We start from the raw sequence: 17,312 nt of genomic DNA on the forward strand, positions 1-17,312 counted from the left end.
CGTCAAAGCGGATCAAGCCCAGTCGCGTTGGCGTGGGGTCTCACCGCGCGGTGTGGTGAACACCTCGGCGCCCCGGGTCCACGTGAGAACTTCCAGGATGAGTTGGGGAAGGTCGCCCTTGGGCAACCAGCTCGTGAGTTCCGTGCTCACCTTGCGCAGTCGGGGGTCTGGCGGAAGAGGCGCGGTGGACAGGACGAGTCGGCCGCCGTCGCCGATTTGGAACTGCCGGTCTTTCGGCAGGCGCTCAGCGATCGCACGGGTCTTGGTGTGGAGTTCGTGGCCCAGCCGCTTCAGGTGATCGGCAGCGCCCAGTGGCAGCCCCAGGCTCCTTGCTACCGAGGCCCGCAGCGCCGCCCACTCCTCCGCCGACGGCAAACCCGCTTCCGGGTTGCCCCACTTCGATGCACCTTCGACGAAGATTTCGCGGCGGATGATGCGGGAGTAGAACCGCTCCACCACGCAGAAGGCGTAGGCGGCGGTGTCGACTGTGTCGGGCGCCAGGTGCGGCGCACGGAGTGCCAGCTCTTTCCACGACCCGGTCAACAGGCTCTCGTCGACCTCGGCGCGGCTAATGGCGGGGCGGTCGATCAGTTCGGTCAACGACCACAGCGCATCCAGGACTCGACTGGCTTCCGGCGTGCCAGGCCGGTACGCCAGTCCCTGGACGATGTGCGGCAGGTATGTCTTGAGGAGATCGATCCGTTCGATCATTTTGGCGCGACGCGCCTCTTCCGAGTCCGATCCCATCGCCGGCGCCAGTTCGCCGGCCACCGTGACGGCCGCCTCGAACGCGGCCAGGTCCTCACGCTGGTTGAGGAATTCGCTCAGCGTCATGGTGTCCGCCACGGGAGGGTTGATCTCGCCTGTGGCGGTGTCAACCTGTTCGTGTCGCGCGGCAAGCAGATCCTTGCCGACCTCCCTCATAACGGCCGCAGCGTAGGCGAGGTCGGGGAAGCTCGCCGATCGTTCCTTGTCGGTCTTGTGTCGCGCCCTGCCGATGAGGTCATTGGCGATCAGGTGCACCAGCATGTCGACGGCGTCGTCTGCGGCGGTCTCGGTCAGGCGGCCAACTGCGGCCACCGTCGCCGCGCGTCGCTTCGTCCTCTGCGCCTCGTGGTCCGCGGCGAACCGGGCGAGGTGCGCCAGGCGTCGCGGGGAGAAGGCCCGGGGGTCCACAGGAGGCAGCCTCAGCAACTGCACCGCATTGTTCCGCTCGAAGGCACGCTCGAGGTTCGCCCAGGCTGGCTTGCCCGGCCCGCGCTGCAGTTCAGCCAGCAGTGACTTTCGCCCCTCGTCCGGGACTGCGGTCAGGCCATCGAGTTCGGACAGCCGGTCCGCGTGCGGGGCCAGGAGCGCCTGCCACATCTTGAGGTCGGCTTCCCCTCGTACCGTTCGGACTAGGTCGGTGACGGTGCGCTCGCTGGGCAACTCGACACGCTCTTCCCGCAGCCAGGCGACTGCGCGCCGCAGGAGCGCCCTGACTCCCTCCTCCGTGTATGTGGCGCGCGACACCAGCATGCTTGTCAGCGCTGTCTCGCCCTTGTCGTACGGCTTCCAGCGACAGGCCGACCTGATCTCCTGTGCATGACGCCGCGTCAGCCCGTCGTGCGTGCCATACGTGGCCAGGACGGCCATGCCGTCGCTGATGTCGAGCTGTGCCGCCACATGTTCTACGACCGGCCGCGGCAGAGAAGCGATCTCCTGCGGTTTGGGGAGCCAGCCCAGGGCCCGCAGGCAGGTGAGCTGGATGGCGAAGCCCAAGCGGTTCTGCGGCCCGCGTTTGGTCAGGGTCAGCTCGACCTCGGACTCGGTGAGGTCAAAGAGAGCTAGCAGGCCCTCCGGCAGATCTCCCTCGGGAATTGACGGGTAATCCCGGCCCAGGGGAAAGCTCGTGCTGGTGCTCATCTTGTACGCCTCACTGCAAATCCGACTACAACTACGTGCAGATTCAAGGCATGCGGTACGGCCAGTCAAACGGCTGCGCCAGCGGTTCAGCGCTTAGTACACGGTTCTGCAAGATTCGTCGTCGCAGGCATTTCGCCTGGTCCGATCCGGCGAGAGACCGCGCGCACGGCAGCAGGGGCCGCCTACGGTCCCCGGCCATGGAGAACGTATGGATCGAGCCGGACAGGACCACCGATCCCGGCTACACCGAGGATCAGCTCAGACGCGCGAGAGCCTGCGCCGAGACGGACCTCCGGGCATCCCGGGCACAGCTCACGGCCCGCTTCGGTCTCGGTGACATCTGTGCCGAGATCGCCGACCGTGCGCCGTTGGACGCAGCCGCCGCCCTGGAACAGCTGGCCCAGCAGCTCGGGTACGCAACGGAGACGCTGGAGACATACCTGCGGGTGACGCGCCTTGCAGGAACCGCGCTTCGCGAACGGCTGCTTGCCTCCGCCGTTCATGTCCCGTGGAAGTGCGTGACCACCGCTTGCGTCACCGACGCCCAAGAGCGAGCCCGCCGCGTCCAAATGCTGACCGAACGGCTCGACAGTGCCGAGCGGGCCGGGTGGCCCGTTTCGCTGGATGCGTCACAGTTCCGCCTGGCACTGGGCCTGGCGGGCGGGACTGAGCCTCCCGCAGAAATTGTGGTCCAGCTCGACCGAGATGAGGTCCGCGAGGCCGTCCTAGCCGAGCTGACCAAGAGTCCGGCGGCAGTGCTGGCCGTGCTGCGGGAACCGGCCGTGCGGGAAGTCCTCAAGGACCAAGACGTCGCGCGCTACGTCCGCGCACAAATGCGCCCGGCCCCCAGTGCGGACGAAGCCCTGCTCGACGAGCTCGTCGGCCGTGAGGAACGCGACCCACACGCGGACTGGACCATCCGCTACTTCGGGCTGGTCCACAAGGCCAGGGAGATCTTGCTACTCGGCCCCGAGGACTTCGTAGACGTGAACGACCCCGACGTGTGGGAGTCCGTCGAGTCCATCCGCGACTCGGTCACTTCCTGGGCCGACCGGGTCTTGCAGCAGCGTCCCCGCACCATCCGACTCCTGACGGGAAAGTAGAAACCCATGCCCAGTTCAGCTGGCCGCTACTCCAACACCGTGCGCGACGTCCTCGACCGTGAAGCCCTCCGCTGCATTCTCGCCGGCGGGAACGAGAGCGAGCAGTTCACCCGCCTCCAGAAGGCCGTCCGATCGAAAATCAAAGTGCTGTCCGCTGACTACCACGCGGTGTTCGACCGCGCGGTCAAGACGATGTGCACCACCTCCTTCAACAAGGTCACCAAAGAGATCCGACTCGCCGCCCTGGCCGGACCACCCGGCGCCACGCACACCGAACCAACCCTCCAGGGCCCCAGCTGCGGAACCACTCCCACCGCCCCGGACGATCCCAGCGTTCCGGGCCCACGCGCGGGCGCCACCGACGACCAGGTCGTCGCGAAGGTCGTCCTCGGCGAGGGCGGCGAACTGACGGAGAAGACCGCCCGGCAGCTCGTACTGCACGACCTCGACCGCATCATCGAGGTCCTGCCCCCTCTTGCCGAACGCGACTTCAGGGAGGCCGACCGGCTCGACCAGCAGGCCAAAGAGTCCACCCAAGGAGCAAAGAGGCACCGGGCCCGCGGCAACCGCATCCTCGCCCTGGTCAAACGCTACGACCGCCTGGTCGCCGGCATCGACAACCTCCCGGGCATCTTCACCGTCGCCGACCTGCTCACCGAAGTCGGACCGCAAGCTCTCGGCCTGGACGAGGACGAAGCTGAACTCCTACGCTACGCAGGCGCCCTGTGACCGAATCCGCGTGGCACAAAGAGATCAAAGGGTGGGGTGTGGCCACCGAGATTCCAGTTGCCAACCGCCGCGCCGACTGTCAACTGCGTTGCGGCAAAAGGGCTGAAGTGCAGGCCCGCCCGCTGCCAGACGCTGAAGTCGCCGGCCGAGAGGCCCACGCCGACCTGTGGATCCTGGACTGCCGTGACGCTCATCGCGCGCACCGCCTGACAGTCTGGGACGACCCGCAGTTCGGCACGTTGTTGCGTTGGGAGCGGGCCTGGCAGGGATTCGCCGTGGCCAAGAGGCCCGTCATCCTCAATCTCGCGCTCGATCTCCGTACGGGTCACGGCACCTTCCTGGAGGTCACCGGCTGGGCCTTCAACGGGCACCGGGCCACAGGCACCGGACGGATCCACACCGCCGCCGCGCTCCGGTCCTGGATGCGCTACGGCCTCACTTCCACCGGCGACCGGGCCGCAGCGCGATGAACCCGTACCCACTCCCCCGCCCGCGTCATCGCACCGTCACCATTGAACTCGACGGTCTCCTGCACCAGTTGCCCGCCGAGTACCACCCAACCGGTCCGCTCGTAGGGCACATGGTTACCGCCCCGGCCTTCCATGCCAAGTCCCCGTTCGGTGAGTGCCCCGTACCCGTAGCCATACCTCTACACCGTCCCACCGCACGCACCGACCCGCGGCTGATCGTCGTAGATGACCTGTCCGAGGAGTGGGTCATGGGCTTCCGAGTCCACTATCAGCAACAGCCCTACCGCATCACCGGGTTCTACCCCGAGTAGCCCCCAGACCCCGCTACGCCGGAACTGCCCTGCGCTGTGGAGTGCGCGCTCCGTGTCTCCTCGCCACGAAGCTGCAGCCCTCTACTCGTAGCCGGGCCGCCACGGAGATGCCGTGCCCGGCAGGCCCGGACGCGGCATCTCTGTGGTGTTCAGGTCAGCACGAGGCGGCGGACATGTGGGCCAGGTGGAGCAGCTCGCGGACCAGCCCGCCGGCCAACGTGGCAGAAGCGGCGTAGAACGCCGCCTGCCCGAGGCCCTGGATAAGTAGGCGGCGTGCGCGTCGCCGCTTCGGGACGGGACGCTGCGTACGGTGGGACATGACAGTCTCCGTTCAGGGGATGGGTCAACTGCCCCCGCACCGCGTGTTCCTGGCAGAGCCACAGTGCGGGGGCGCATTTTCTGCTGGCCACTAGCCTCATGGGGGACGTGCGCTCAATGCAGCTTCCGGGGTTCGAATCTCGATGTAAGTTCGGCTCCGTGAACGGGAATCGGACCACCACGTGGGTCGAGGGAACCTCAGCCGATCTGGTTGCGGACGCGCTCGCGCTGGGCGTGAAAGCAAGTCCGAGGATGGTGATCTCCTGGATCGAGGACGGCCTGCTTGCCAGTCCCGAGCCGCGCAAGACCAGCGCGCACGGCAGCGATCCGCGAGCCTTTCCGCCCGAGCAACGCGAGTTGTTCACCCGACTTCTTGAGGCCCGGGAGCGCTCTCCGTTGGGACGTATACCGCAACGCTGCCTGGTCCGCGTCGTGTTGTACCTGTGGCTGATCGACGACTCGATCGTGCTCACCTCTCAGGCTCGGCGAGCCTGGCGTACCCATGCGCGCGCCGCCGGCCAGACGACCGCCATTCGGCGCGGCGAGAACGTCCGCGCCATCGTCGAGCAACTTGCCCACCCCTCAGCCACCCTCAAGCAACGGCGCGCCGCCCAGCTCGTCCTCGAGGAGGGCGAGCGGACTGGGCGGATCAACATCGCCAGGCTGACGGCGGTTCTCACGGAGCTGACCTCGCCGTGGATCGGCCATCCGGGCAAACCGAGGATCGAGCGAGCCCTTCCTGGCCCCTTCGGTCCTGTCCCCGTCCAGCACCGCATCGCTGCGTGGAAGGCCCGCGAGCAAGCAATTCGCCTCCTCCGGCACGAGGAGATCGACGAGACCGAGCTCGACAGGGTGCGCGCCGTCTTCAGGCCGGAGTGGGCTGACTACCAGGCCCGTCGACCCGCCATGGCGACCATGGGTGCAGGAGAGTTCGCGGCGTGCTTCACAGAGCCCGACACCATAGAGGGCCGTGCGATCGAGGCGGTCGATGCCTTCGTGGGAACGCTCGCTGGGGAACTTGGGCTGATCGAAGCCGCGTCCCATGCCGCAGAGACGGCACGCCTCAAACTGACGCGTTGACTGCCCACAACCATGATCGGCCGGAAAAGTCCTAGTGATTACGCGATCTGGTGCAGTGTCAGTGGCGGTTCCTAACCTGTTGAGTTATGGCGAACGGCGTGTGGCACACCGGCTATCACATCAAGATCGAGTTAACGCATGCGGACCTCGGACACCCGGACCGTCCCGACTTGCTCGACGAGATCACCCTGCCGATCGAACAGCGCGACCGTGAGTTGCTGCAGTGTCTGCAGCATCACGGAACCGGCATCTGCCGGGCCGAGGAGGAAGACCGTTCTCCGTGGATGACGATTCGTCGGCGCACTGTCGACGGGGTCACGACCCTGGTGGCCGCGCATCTGCCGGTGCGCACCAAACCGACAGCCGATGAGAGCGACAAGCACAAGGCGCTCAAGGAGCGGATCGCGCGCGCCGCGCACCGTCACGGCCTTTCCGCGCAGATTGAAGCCCGCAGCACGGACGGCAAGATACGCAATGATGTCCTGGTATCAGGGAGTGCAGGGCATATCGGATGGGAGGCCCAATACTCGCCGATCACGGCATCGACCGTTCGACGGCGTTCAACTGCCGCTGCAGACCGGGGGATCATGCCCTTATGGGTGACCAACGATGACCGGGCGGCCCTGATCGACCGGGCGCCCTGGGTGCGCGTGGATGACCTGCCCTGGCGGGCCATTGCCTCCGACCGCGCGATGCTCGTACGCGGCGGGGTGCGACATTTACAGGACTGGGCCTGCACGCCAACCGCTCAGAGACCCTGCCCGCTCAACGGCAGTTCGTGCGGTGGGCTACACGTCGCCTGGAGTTTGCCGGCGCTCTGCCTGCCACCCAAGCCCCACACCGGGGTCGACGCCCTCGTCGCAGCGAGTGCCGAAGGCGACTACGTGCCCATGAAGATCCCTGCCCAGCACAACCCCCGGGCCTCGACCCGGCTGTGGGCCCCGGCAGCCGACCGGGACCGCTGGCGCAACATCATCGGCGAGGACGAGGCGCTTCCCGACGCGGAACCTCCGGCGCAGGTGACTCTGACGTTCACCGAGGAAGATCTCGACTCCACCTGTCGCTACGGTGAGGACACCCGGGTCTTCGACGACCGGCGACCGCGCCGCGACCATGCTGACGCATCCGGCTTGCACACCTTCCCCGAGGTACCTCAGCGGATCTTCCGTATCCCCCGCCAACCTCAGCGCCTCAACGTCAGCCCCGAACAGCGCGCCGAAGCATCACGACGCTGCGGCTGTCGCGTCTGGCAGGTCGGTCCCTGTGCCGGCTGCGGCACACCAATTCATCGATACGGCCCAGGGTCCGCGCATGCCTGCGCCGACTGTCGACGGCGTGCGCGCTAGATGACGGCGCAGGACGTGGCCACCTCGAACCGCGATGGGAATCTCCCGGGACCACCGCGGCGGACCAGTCCCCGGCCGAGGAGCGTCCTCTCCACCGAGACCAGTGTCTTCGACGCCTTACGCACCGGAGTCACTGAGGGCAGCAGGAGGGATGATGGCGTTCAGGGCACTGCACGCACAGTGGGGAACCGTCTTCACCCACCTGGCAGATCTCGGTTGCGGGCACGACTGGGCCGCCATCTGGAGAGCCCGCCCACCAGCCCCTCTGTCCTGCGTCGAGTGCGGGCACACGATGTACGCGAAAACCTCGCACCACGGCCCACGCTCCAGGGGCACCCCCTGCGCGCTCGCTGAGGAGACCGTCCACCATCACCTGCCGGCGCACTTCCTGGCCGGACGCACGTTCTAGAACTCCGCCGTCAGATGCTGTTGAAGTAGGTACGAGTGCCTTGAACAAACTCGGTGCGAGCTTGTTGGAACTGGCTCACGACCCACGTAAAAGGCCGCTGATCGTGCTCGGTTACCCAGACGGGCTCATCCTCGTCAAACGTGGGGGTCCCACCAGGTAGCTGAAGCAGGTCCCCCATGTCGGCCAACCGAGCCGCCGGCGCTATGAGCCGATCTGGCCCTTCCAGTTCCAGGCGTGCCACCGCCTTGCGTAGACGCTCATACGCCTCAAAGGCGTGATCAAATGCTTCGTCCTGTCGCTGCTCAGCTTCCTGTCGCCCCGCGGCGGCCCGCGCCCTGACCGACTCATCCTCATCCGCTTGACCTTCGTAGATCATGCCCAGCCATGATGCCGCGCTGCCGCTGACATCGCATGATCGCTTCAACTCGTCCGCGGTAGCCAACACTTCAACGCACGCCGCGTGCTGGCTGGTCCGCCGCGCGTGCTCGAGTTGCGCTCGGCCTGCGGCGACTGCCGAGAGACGAGCCGCGCGGGCTTGAATGTAGACCGCAGGTACGCCGACAAGGGCGACAGCTGCCGTGACGCTGGAAGTGATCGCCTCTATGGACACATGTTGATCGTAACGGTGGCCACCAACAGGCCAGCGAGGTGCACCGTGCCTGGCCCCGTACCCGACCGTGAAGCTGACCTGGCCCGTCGCCGCGAGCACAAGGACGGCGAAGTCCAGTCTGTGCCCCGCGGCCTCGCCTGGCTCTGAGCAGCACGAGCGCTCGCCCGAGGAGCAGTCTGCGGCTGTTCTCGCCACTGCCAATTACGAGTAGGGCGTGAGGCTTTAGTCCTGCCTCTTCCAGGTGAGGGTTCGCCATGTGAAGGCCGTGTACCTGACGCGCGCCCATCCTTCGTCGTCAGGATGGAGCTTGCGCACCTCGGTGCTTTGTGCTGGTGGGTTCTTGAGATAATCGTCGACGTTCTGCACGCGCCACCCATCCAGGCGGCCGCGCCGCAACTGGTTCTCGTAGTGGCCAAGCCTCACGTTGCAAGGCAGGCATAGCAGTCCGCGCACACACTTCGGACAGCCGGTGCAGCACGAGTGGTCGTGATCGACCTGCCACCAGATTGGGCCGTCGGCCGCACTGTCTCCCGGACTGTCGCCGCATATCGCGCAGTAGTCGTCTTGGATGCGCAGGATCGCATTGACACGTGCTAAAGAGAGCCGGAAGCGCCGCGCCTGGGCCACGGCCGGGCCGCACTCCAGGCACAAAGTCTTGCTGTACCGCTCGCCCTTGTACATGAACTCGTCGCATATCCGGCAGCTGCCGGGATCACCAGGGTCCCCGAACCATGTGCTCGTCACCGCGCCGACATTAGTGCTCGGTGCCGACAGCGCCGAGCAGTCCTGGGGGAGCTGAGGAGCGCATGCCGCTCGTGCGGGTGAGAGCACACGCGAATGGGGACGGCACAGTCGTTGCTGCCCACCCGCGCTGGCCGCCGGGGGCGCGCGCAGCAGATGACGCTCTTAGTCGACGTGCGCGGTGGCGCTCGGCGTCGGTACTCTGCTCCCAACGGGGGGACCACGGGTCCTGGTGCCGGGCGTCCCCAGCCGCACCAAACGGGTGTCTACTCGGTGCATTTTCCGGCCTGGGAGAACCGAAGCGGCCCTCGCCGACGGTGTCCTACCCGATTCGCTTCAACAAACACTGAAGGCCAAGCAAACTGGTCCCTGTCAGAAATGGCAGGAACCAGTTTGCTGGCCTACCTGAGTGGGATCAGTGGTGGCCGGAGAGGGCTATCAGCACCAGCAGGATGATGAAGAATGTCGTGCCTGCGCCGGCCGCCGCGACGGCGGTCAGGGGCGTGATGATCCGGCGGTGGCCGCGTACGCGAGTCCCGTCGGCTCGGTAGTGGGGACGGACGTAGGCGGTCGGGGTGCCGGCGGGGATGTGCCGGACGGGGCGACGGCGCGGGGCCGTAGTGCGACGTCGGGGGGTGGTAACCGGCGCGGCTGTACGCGGGCGGGCCTTGCGGTTGTGGGCGCGGACGACGACGCCGTCCTTGCGGACGTATGAGCGGACACGGGGCACGGTGAGGAGTCCTCGCTGTGAGAGGGGGGTGGTCAAACCCCCGGGCGGGGCCGGGTGTTCCTCGGCGCAACATTCGACGTTAGCGGCGCCCACTGACAATCCGGTCGCAGCCAACTCGCTCACAATGCAAGCGGGTTAAGGCCGCAGGGCCATTTTCGGCCGGTTGATCTCGTGGTGCGTCGGGCTGTCAGTGCCAGGTGCTCTCATAAAGGTGTAGCGGGGATCTGCGACAGTGAGGGGGAGCTGTGCCCGGACACCGGGAAGATGGCAGGGACCTGCCGCGAGGGCGCCAACGGTCGGGGGAGGCGCAGTGAGCCGCCGGCGCCGCGGCGGCGATGAGGAGCTGCTGGTCGCCCTGGGCCTGCTGGTCGTGGTCGGTCTGGTCCTGGTCAAGGTCGGCCAGTGGGTGTGGGCGCACTGGTGGGTGCTGGTGGTCCTCGGTCTGGTGGCCGCCGCGACGCTGGCCGCGTGGTGCTACCGGAGGATCGACCAGATCCGTTCCGCGCAGCTGCGTGTAGATGGCCTGACCTACTCGCTCGGCCAGATCGACGCGATGCACCAAAGTGCCTTCGAGCACGCCATACGCGATCTGCTGGCACGCGACGGGTCACGCGACGCTCTGCGCTGCGGCGGCCGGGGTGACCTCGGCGCCGACGTGAAAGGGCACGACCCGCAAGGCCGCCACTGGGTGATCCAGTGCAAGCACCGTCGCAACGGACTGACCGGATCGGCAGTCGGCACACCGGATCTGCAAACCCTTAACGGCACCGGACGGCCCGTGCACAAGGGCGACGTCGTCGTGCTGGTGACCAACGGCCGGGTCTCGGCCCCGGCGCAGCAGTTTGCCCGCCAGCAGCGCCTGCACCTGGTCGACCGGCACCTGCTGGAGCAGTGGGCCAGGGGTCGCCGGCCTTTATGGGAGCTGCTGCCTGCACCGCGCAAACCGTCCCGGCGCGGGCCGGCGACTCGGCTCTGAATCCCGGCCCTTGTCCCACCCGCCCCACGCATGAGAAGGCCGACGCCATGGAACACGGCGTCGGCCTTCATGGGTGTAGGTTCTCACTTTCGATGTCAGGCGCCGGCGCTATGGCCTGGACGTTCTCCCCTCCAGTCTCAGGACGTGTCGGCAGGCGGCTGTCTCAGATCGATGTCTTTTCCTCAGACTGCCCAGCCTAATGAGCCTGCATCGGCGGCCGTCCGTTCCATCCACTTCCGCACCTTCACTGCTTGCTCGATGCGGTTGACGATGTCCTTCTTGGACGCCGTGTCCAAGGTCTCCGAGATCTTGTCGAAGGTGTCGGGAAGGACATCGAGGAGACCCCAGATCTGCTCGCCGGTGCTGACGGTCAGCAGTTGCTGGCACCTCGACTGCAGCGGCCCCTCGGGACGGTGCGTGAGGCGCTGCACGAGTGTCGGGAACAGGTAGTGCGTCGCTTCTGCGGCGAGGTGCTCTCGTAGCCAGTCGACCGGGAGCCTCGCTGGCTGAAGCCATGCATGGCGGCCTCCTGGGCCAGGTCCAGGAGCTGAGCGGTGTCGACGGCTCGGACGGTGCGGGGAAGGGTCGGGGTCATGTCGCGATGATGCCAAGAAGCCAGTGCGGCGCCGACAGGTCAGCTGGGCCGGGATGCGATCTGCTGACGGGCAAGGCCCCAGACGTCCTCGAACTCCTCGAAGGTGAGTTGTTCGGGGTCGTGGCCTTCCCATTCCGAGACGGGCAGCTCGGCGGTGATCCCGAATCTGCTGTCGTAATCACCGAGGCGGCCTGCGTCGCGGGTCCGCTGCCACTCGGCGAGGGAAGCAGCTGCGAGCGGGATCAGTTCTGGCCCTTCGAGTTCGACCTGCCGGATCACCCAGCCTTCGGCGTCGACCTCGAAGTAGAACCAGATGTCTTCCTCGTCCCAGTAGCAGCGCACCCATGTGGTCACCAGGCCATGATGCCGGGCCAGAGGCGCCGCCCTACTCCGCTCTGTCTCATGACTGGGCGATGAATCCTGCGGATCGGTCGAGCTGGAAAGGAGAACCGACCCGGGTTGGATCCCAGCCTCGATCCCGTGCCTCTCGAATGCTGACAACAACGTGAGCCGGATGAATGGGCTCCGCCTCGACGCCCACCCAGTTGCTGGGATGGGCCTGGCCGCTGGTGACGATCAAGGTCGTGCCTGGCTGGCTGCCGCTGGCTGCTTCCACCGCATAGGTGAGCGGTGTCCAGCAGAGGCCCTGCATGTAGGAGGGCTTCCTGCGGATCCGCCAGCGGTACTCGATCCCGTCAACGGTTATGCGCCGGGAAACCTTCTTATTCAGCGCCATCTTCGCCTCCTCCGCTGTGAGACTCTGCTGTGTTGCCGCGGTCGCGAAAAGCAGATTGCACGCGAACGTACCGAACGTTGTCGCCGACAAGCGTCTTCGGGACTACGGATGGGTTGATCAGCCCATAATTGGAGTCAGTGCCGAGCGACCCGGCGCATCGCACCCGCCCCGGGTGCACTCACCGCGATCGGAGAGCATCGTGAAGAACAGCCCGTTGTGGCGAGTGGTTGACAACGAGAGTGGTAGCCAGTCCATCGTCAGCACGCCCTCCGAGGCGGTCGCGTTCGTCAACAGCCGGTTCGACACCGATGACGACGACGAGCCGTTCAGTATCACCGAGGTCGGTCCTCTCCTTCCGAAGCCGCTCGGGGTCATCACCGCATGGGCCGCCGAGAAAGACGGCGAGCGAACCGACGGGCGTACTGCCCCGATCACCATCAGGCCGGTTGTGACGGACAACGCCGGCGAGTGCGATGACGTAGTGCTCTGGCGCGACGTGTACGTCTCCTGGGACCACGACATGTACACCGTCGAGGAGCCGGACAGCTCCGAGTACAGCCAGGCTTACAGCGCTGCCGAGTTGAGCGCGATCCTCGACGAGTACGCCGACGACTACGAGTACGCGCCTGAAGGGCCCGACAGCCACAGGTGGCCGAAACCGGAAGAGTTGATCACCTACGGCGCCCAGGAGTGCGCCAAGCGGTTCGGGCACCTCGACGACGACGCCCTGCTGTGGCTCGCTGCCACCCGCATCACGCTCGCGGTGTGGCGCAGCACACCCGTCGAGAACTGGCATGCCGGGAAGAGTCCGCTCCACGACGGCACAATGATGCGGATCAACACGGCAACCACCCGACTCGTGCGCTCGCTGCTGTCGTTCGACCATGTCGACTGGATCGGTCTCGGTCTCGCGATCGTCAACCCGTCCCGGGTTCTACCGACCGGGCAGTCTGTTCTCGAGCTCGGGCTGGCCTGCCACAATCCTGACGACCCGGCGCACGAGGCTGATCCGCGCGAAGAACTCGCGGAGATGGCACAGAACGCGATCGCTTGGGGCCGAGCGTACTGCTTTCGCGAGAAGACGTTCGGCCTGCGAACCCTGATCGAATCCTTCTGCGCGTCCGACAACGGCTGGTTCGGAACACCGAGTTGGGGGCGCATCGTCGATCGGTTCACTACGGCTGTCGACGACCGGGAGAGTGCGCACTGGCACGTGCACCGAGACAAGCCTTGGTTCGACGAGTGGTTCACCAACCGCCCGGTCGACATTGCGGACACCCCGGAATTTCGTCGACTGCTCCTGGCCGGGCCCGACCTGCTGTCCGAGGAGGCCGCCGAATGGTGCGTGGATGGTGCCATCGGCTACGTCTGCCGGGACGACCACGCGAACGGCTGTCTGCAGTGCAGCATCCCGCTGGCAACGGAGTCCCCCAACGAGTAAACGTGGGCACCAGTGTAGAAAAGCAGCAACCCACTGACCGCGCTCTTTCTTGCCTACTGCCACCCGACAGCGACCGTGAGATTCCGACACGGAATCTGAGATCCCACACCGGGGTCCGCGCGGCAACGCAGAGACTGTAACCCTGGTGTTCGTTGGGGAAGACCAGGGCACTCCCGGTGCTGGATACCAGCATGATCGCACTTGCCAATCGGGGGCCGCTAAAAGGCAACGAGTTGTCTAGGTGTGCGAAGCGGCGCGTTGAGGACCGCCGAAGGATCCGTGACAGGCCCGCCCGCCCCGCCCATTCCACGGGTGAGCGGCCCCGGCCGCCGACACCGTACCCGACACTGGCCGAACTCACGGGCCCTCACCCGTAGATGTCATCTGAACGAAGCACTGTCCTTCAGACTGCCTGAATTCCCGTAACAGGAACGGGCATCGTGAGCGGGACAGCTCAGGTACACAACCGTGGGAGGGCCGCGTGCGCGGGGACCTGAACGAGCGGCAGCACGCCGTGCTCTCCTGGGTGAGTCAAGGGTGCCCCTCCGGGTTTTGGCCGGACAGTACGTACAAGGTGAGCGCTCAGGCTCTGCAATGCCGAGGACTGATCAAAGTCACCAAACGGCGCGGTTATTGGAACGCCGAGCTCACCGAAAAGGGACGACAGTATCTCGCCGCCGATACCGGTATCGGCCCACGGGACCACGACGCCGAAGCACCTGAGGCGCCGGAGGATCTGGCGACACGACACCCCCAAACCACGCCGAAGACCCGAACGAACTACACCGACCAGCTCCTCGAAGAACTGACAGCCAACAACAACCGCCTCGTCAAGGCAAACGAATCCGGCCCACACGCAGTGAACTGGGCATCGCGGATCAGCGCCGCACGCCAGTCCGGCAAGATCCCGCACTCACAGGAACTGCGCGGAAAGCAGACCTACAGCGGCTACGAAATCAAGCTCGTCGACATCCCCGCCTGGCGGCTCACCGAACTCACCCCCATCACCGTGCCCGCCAGGCTCACCAAACCCCATGCAGTGGTCGCAGCCCTCCAAAAACGCCCCCAGGGCATGGGGCTGACCAAATCCGTGCACAACCGAGCTCTACGCCTCATCCAAGCCCTTGTTACCGCCGCCGAATCAAAGGGCCACACGACCGCACTCGGCCCCACTCCAGACACTCCCCCGCCACGCCACCGCCGACAGGCACCACCGCATTTCACCATCACCGCGCAAGACGAATCCGTCCACATCCTCGTCCTACAGGAACACGACCACAGCAAACACTGAGCTTGCTCCGCTTTGACGGACACCATTGGTGTGGTGGTCAGGCTGCGAGTGCGGTCTCGTACTCGGCGGGGCTGAGGTAGCCGAGGCTGCTGTGCAGTCGGTGCAAGTTGTACCAGCCCTCGATGAAATCGAAAATCGCGGTGCGGGCGGCTGCCCGGCTGGGCCAGGCGGAGGTGCCGAGCAGTTCGCGTTTGATGGTCGAGAAGAACGACTCGGCGAGCGCGTTGTCCCAGCACTGACCGGTGCGGCCGACCGACAGCCGGACCCCGAACTCGACTGCCAGGGAGGCGAATTGCTGACTGGTGTATTGACAGCCGCGATCCGAATGGAAGATCACGGGATGGGCGGGGCGACGCTGCCGGCAGGCGAATGTCAGCGCCTCGGCCACCAGCTCGGTCCGCAGGTGATCGGCGGTTGCCCAGCCGACCACGCGCCGGGAGGCGATGTCGATGACCGTGGCCAGATAGAGCCAGCCCTCCTCGGTCGGAACATATGTGATGTCGCCGCACCAGCGGGCATCGAGCCCGGCGCGGTCGGGCTGGAAGTTCCGGACGATGAGGTCGGGACGGAAAGCGGCCCCGGGGTCGGCGACCGTCGTCGCATGCCGTCGTCTGCGGTGTCGGCCCTGCAGCCCGGCGGCCTGCATGAGTCGTGCGACACGACGGCGGCCGCACCCGGCGCCCTCGCGCTTGAGCACGGCATGCACGCGTGGGGCCCCGTAGGTTCCGCGTGATTTCGCATGAACCTTGGTGATCTGCTCGGTCAGCTCGGCATCCCGCACCGCACGAGGACCGGGCAGGCCGGAGCGACGGGCATAGAAGGCGGTCCGGGAGACCTTCATCAGCTCACACGCCCGTTTGACGCTGTGACCTGCGCGCTTCTCCGCCTCGATGAACGGGTGCACCGTCACCGGGCCTCCTTCGCGAAGAAAGCTGTGGCCCGCTTGAGGACGTCGACGTCCTCGCGCAGCCGGCGGTTCTCCCGCCGCAACGCGGCCAGTTCCTCGCGCTCACTGCTGGTCAGCCCGTTGCGCTCGCCCCCGTCGACCTCGGCCTGCTTCACCCAGTCCCGCACCGCGGTCTCGGTCAGTTCGAAGTCTCTGGCGACCTGCCCGACCGAGCGGTCACCTCGTCGGCACAGCCCGACGATCTCGGCCTTGAACTCCGGCGTGAACGAACGACGAGGGCGGCGAGGTTTCTTCTTCCCCATGCTCTCCATGATGGACATCCTCCCGGGGCTGAACCCCTGATCTCAAATGTCCGTCAAAGCGGATCAAGCCCAACACATCCCCACCGACAAAGAACGCGCCGACGCCACAAAGCACACATGGATGCGCATCCCCCGCTTCGACTACACCCCCGCCAACAGACTGCGATTCATCCTCCGAGGCGGCACCCCACACCGCGGAACCGAATGGGCCGACCTCGACAGCCGGCCGCTGGAAGACCAACTCCCCGAAATCATCCAAGAAGTTAACCTCCGCGGCGAAGCCGCCGAACGCAACCGCCGAGCAGAGGCGCAAGCCGAGGAAGCGGCACTGCAGTACCAGGAAAACGCCCGGCGCAACGCCCACGCCGCGTACACCCACGCCTACCGCGTCAAGCGCCTCGAAGAACAGACAGCAACCTGGCACGAAGCCAAGCGTCTGTCCGAGTACGTCACAGCGGTACGCGAACGCGCCACACCCCTAACCCCCGGACACGAACGGACTGAGATCAAGGAGTGGCTCACATTCGCCGAAGCCCACCTTCAAGAGCTCATCGACACCGCCACGACGCCGACACTGCCCACGCCGCCAACACCCAGCAGCGCCGATCTCGCAACGCTCCTCGCCCAGAAGGCGTTTGCAAACCGCACTTCCCCTCATTCGCAAATGAGGCCATAACCGACAGAGGCGCACCAAGAAACGGCAAAGGCGGGGCCGCAGGACTTCACGCCCGACACCTGCCATCTGCGAGGACACACGCCTGACGCCCCATCAGAACGTGCGTCAAACGTGCGTCACGAGGGCTCCGCGTGCGTCACCCATGCGTCAAGATATCGCCCGTAACGCACACAGCGCACATAATGCACACTCGCCAAAATGGCAGGTAAGCGGCCCTTTTCAGCAGGTTCAAGGATCGCGACACATTCGACGTGGTGGGTCATCGAAATCACGTCACAGGGAACGAGGCATCGAAAGCCGCAGGTCTGAAATGGTTTCCCCTCTCGGTAGGCAACATCTCGCGACCCATAGCGTCAAACGAGCGGCACGGCCTGCCCTGCATTCCGGGTCACCGTAGGCTTGCCGTTGCCACCATTGAGGTGTGCCAAGGGGCGGCTTTCCTCGCTCCACGCGGGAAGTCACGCCTCCGCCACTCGGCACGCTTACTGCAGCCGGACGCGCTCACAGCCGAGCTCGGCTGTGAGCGTCCCCCAGGCGGGCGAACGGAGCTCGGACGCGGCCACTCCCAGGTGCTTGCGCGATTGACCCGAAGACGCCGGTGTAGCCGTGGCCGGCTACGTCTTGTCGTTCGAACGT

At 66.1% G+C, this 17,312-nt stretch carries 18 protein-coding genes and 1 pseudogene; 10 read left to right on the forward strand and 9 right to left on the reverse strand.

Annotation, left to right across the window (positions count from 1 at the left end):
- Positions 1-12: 12 nt before the first annotated feature.
- Positions 13-1,905: a DUF4158 domain-containing protein gene (locus tag OG510_RS07625; protein WP_406136013.1), complete on the reverse strand. Its 1,893-nt coding sequence runs from the start codon at positions 1,903-1,905 to the stop codon at positions 13-15.
- A 197-nt stretch (positions 1,906-2,102) separates the two neighbouring features.
- Here OG510_RS07625 and OG510_RS07630 point away from each other — a divergent pair, with 197 nt between their 5' ends.
- The 6 genes from OG510_RS07630 (at position 2,103) to OG510_RS07655 (ending at position 7,262) form a co-directional block, all read left to right on the forward strand.
- A complete protein-coding gene (locus OG510_RS07630) occupies positions 2,103-3,008 on the forward strand; it encodes a hypothetical protein (protein WP_405782721.1) in 906 nt (301 codons plus the stop codon).
- Positions 3,009-3,014: 6 nt separating this feature from the next.
- Positions 3,015-3,737, forward strand: coding sequence for a hypothetical protein (locus tag OG510_RS07635; RefSeq protein WP_405782720.1), 723 nt, complete (start codon positions 3,015-3,017; stop codon positions 3,735-3,737).
- Positions 3,734-4,207: a hypothetical protein gene (locus OG510_RS07640; RefSeq protein ID WP_405782719.1), complete on the forward strand. Its 474-nt coding sequence runs from the start codon at positions 3,734-3,736 to the stop codon at positions 4,205-4,207. Before OG510_RS07635 ends, OG510_RS07640 begins: the two co-directional genes overlap by 4 nt.
- Positions 4,208-4,317: 110 nt before the next feature.
- Complete coding sequence (locus OG510_RS07645; protein WP_405782718.1) at positions 4,318-4,518, forward strand: hypothetical protein; 201 nt, start codon at positions 4,318-4,320, stop codon at positions 4,516-4,518.
- Positions 4,519-4,995: 477 nt separating this feature from the next.
- Positions 4,996-5,916: a hypothetical protein gene (locus tag OG510_RS07650; RefSeq protein WP_406136015.1), complete on the forward strand. Its 921-nt coding sequence runs from the start codon at positions 4,996-4,998 to the stop codon at positions 5,914-5,916.
- An 86-nt stretch (positions 5,917-6,002) separates the two neighbouring features.
- Positions 6,003-7,262, forward strand: coding sequence for a hypothetical protein (locus tag OG510_RS07655; protein WP_406136016.1), 1,260 nt, complete (start codon positions 6,003-6,005; stop codon positions 7,260-7,262).
- Positions 7,263-7,681: 419 nt separating this feature from the next.
- On the opposite strand, the gene OG510_RS07660 is transcribed toward OG510_RS07655, so the two are convergent.
- From OG510_RS07660 to OG510_RS07670, 3 genes are all read right to left on the reverse strand, one after another.
- Positions 7,682-8,281, reverse strand: coding sequence for a hypothetical protein (locus tag OG510_RS07660; RefSeq protein ID WP_329325011.1), 600 nt, complete (start codon positions 8,279-8,281; stop codon positions 7,682-7,684).
- Positions 8,282-8,503: 222 nt separating this feature from the next.
- Positions 8,504-9,025 (reverse strand): endonuclease domain-containing protein, encoded by a 522-nt coding sequence (locus OG510_RS07665; protein WP_329821482.1) that lies wholly within the window; start codon positions 9,023-9,025, stop codon positions 8,504-8,506.
- A gap of 412 nt (positions 9,026-9,437) precedes the next feature.
- Positions 9,438-9,752: a hypothetical protein gene (locus OG510_RS07670; RefSeq protein ID WP_199583923.1), complete on the reverse strand. Its 315-nt coding sequence runs from the start codon at positions 9,750-9,752 to the stop codon at positions 9,438-9,440.
- Positions 9,753-10,062: 310 nt separating this feature from the next.
- Between OG510_RS07670 and OG510_RS07675 the strand changes: the two genes are divergently transcribed.
- A complete protein-coding gene (locus OG510_RS07675) occupies positions 10,063-10,728 on the forward strand; it encodes a restriction endonuclease (protein ID WP_406136017.1) in 666 nt (221 codons plus the stop codon).
- Positions 10,729-10,910: 182 nt separating this feature from the next.
- Here OG510_RS07675 and OG510_RS07680 read toward each other — a convergent pair.
- From OG510_RS07680 to OG510_RS07690, 3 genes and pseudogenes are all read right to left on the reverse strand, one after another.
- A pseudogene (locus OG510_RS07680) lies at positions 10,911-11,323 on the reverse strand (hypothetical protein).
- Positions 11,324-11,362: 39 nt separating this feature from the next.
- Complete coding sequence (locus OG510_RS07685) at positions 11,363-11,677, reverse strand: hypothetical protein (protein WP_405782710.1); 315 nt, start codon at positions 11,675-11,677, stop codon at positions 11,363-11,365.
- Positions 11,678-11,723: 46 nt separating this feature from the next.
- Positions 11,724-12,059: a hypothetical protein gene (locus tag OG510_RS07690; protein ID WP_405782708.1), complete on the reverse strand. Its 336-nt coding sequence runs from the start codon at positions 12,057-12,059 to the stop codon at positions 11,724-11,726.
- 199 nt (positions 12,060-12,258) lie between these two features.
- Between OG510_RS07690 and OG510_RS07695 the strand changes: the two genes are divergently transcribed.
- Both OG510_RS07695 and OG510_RS07700 read left to right on the forward strand, forming a co-directional pair.
- Entirely contained in the window at positions 12,259-13,500 is a 1,242-nt protein-coding gene (locus tag OG510_RS07695; RefSeq protein WP_405782706.1) for a hypothetical protein, read from the forward strand.
- A gap of 574 nt (positions 13,501-14,074) precedes the next feature.
- The gene (locus OG510_RS07700) at positions 14,075-14,791 is read left to right on the forward strand and encodes a hypothetical protein (RefSeq protein WP_406136018.1); all 717 of its coding nucleotides are present in this window, start codon (positions 14,075-14,077) and stop codon (positions 14,789-14,791) included.
- Positions 14,792-14,828: 37 nt separating this feature from the next.
- Here OG510_RS07700 and OG510_RS07705 read toward each other — a convergent pair whose 3' ends face one another.
- Positions 14,829-15,701 carry an IS3 family transposase gene (locus tag OG510_RS07705; RefSeq protein ID WP_406136011.1) on the reverse strand — a complete coding sequence of 291 codons (873 nt, stop codon included), beginning with the start codon at positions 15,699-15,701 and terminating at the stop codon, positions 14,829-14,831.
- Entirely contained in the window at positions 15,698-16,009 is a 312-nt protein-coding gene (locus tag OG510_RS07710; protein ID WP_406136012.1) for a transposase, read from the reverse strand. The genes OG510_RS07705 and OG510_RS07710 overlap by 4 nt, the downstream gene beginning before the upstream one ends.
- Positions 16,010-16,046: 37 nt before the next feature.
- On the opposite strand from OG510_RS07710, the gene OG510_RS07715 reads away from it, so the two are divergent.
- Positions 16,047-16,676: a hypothetical protein gene (locus tag OG510_RS07715; RefSeq protein WP_406136019.1), complete on the forward strand. Its 630-nt coding sequence runs from the start codon at positions 16,047-16,049 to the stop codon at positions 16,674-16,676.
- The last annotated feature ends 636 nt before the right edge of the window (positions 16,677-17,312 follow it).

It is taken from the genome of Streptomyces sp. NBC_01089 (genome assembly GCF_045162975.1).
GTDB lineage: Bacteria > Actinomycetota > Actinomycetes > Streptomycetales > Streptomycetaceae > Streptomyces.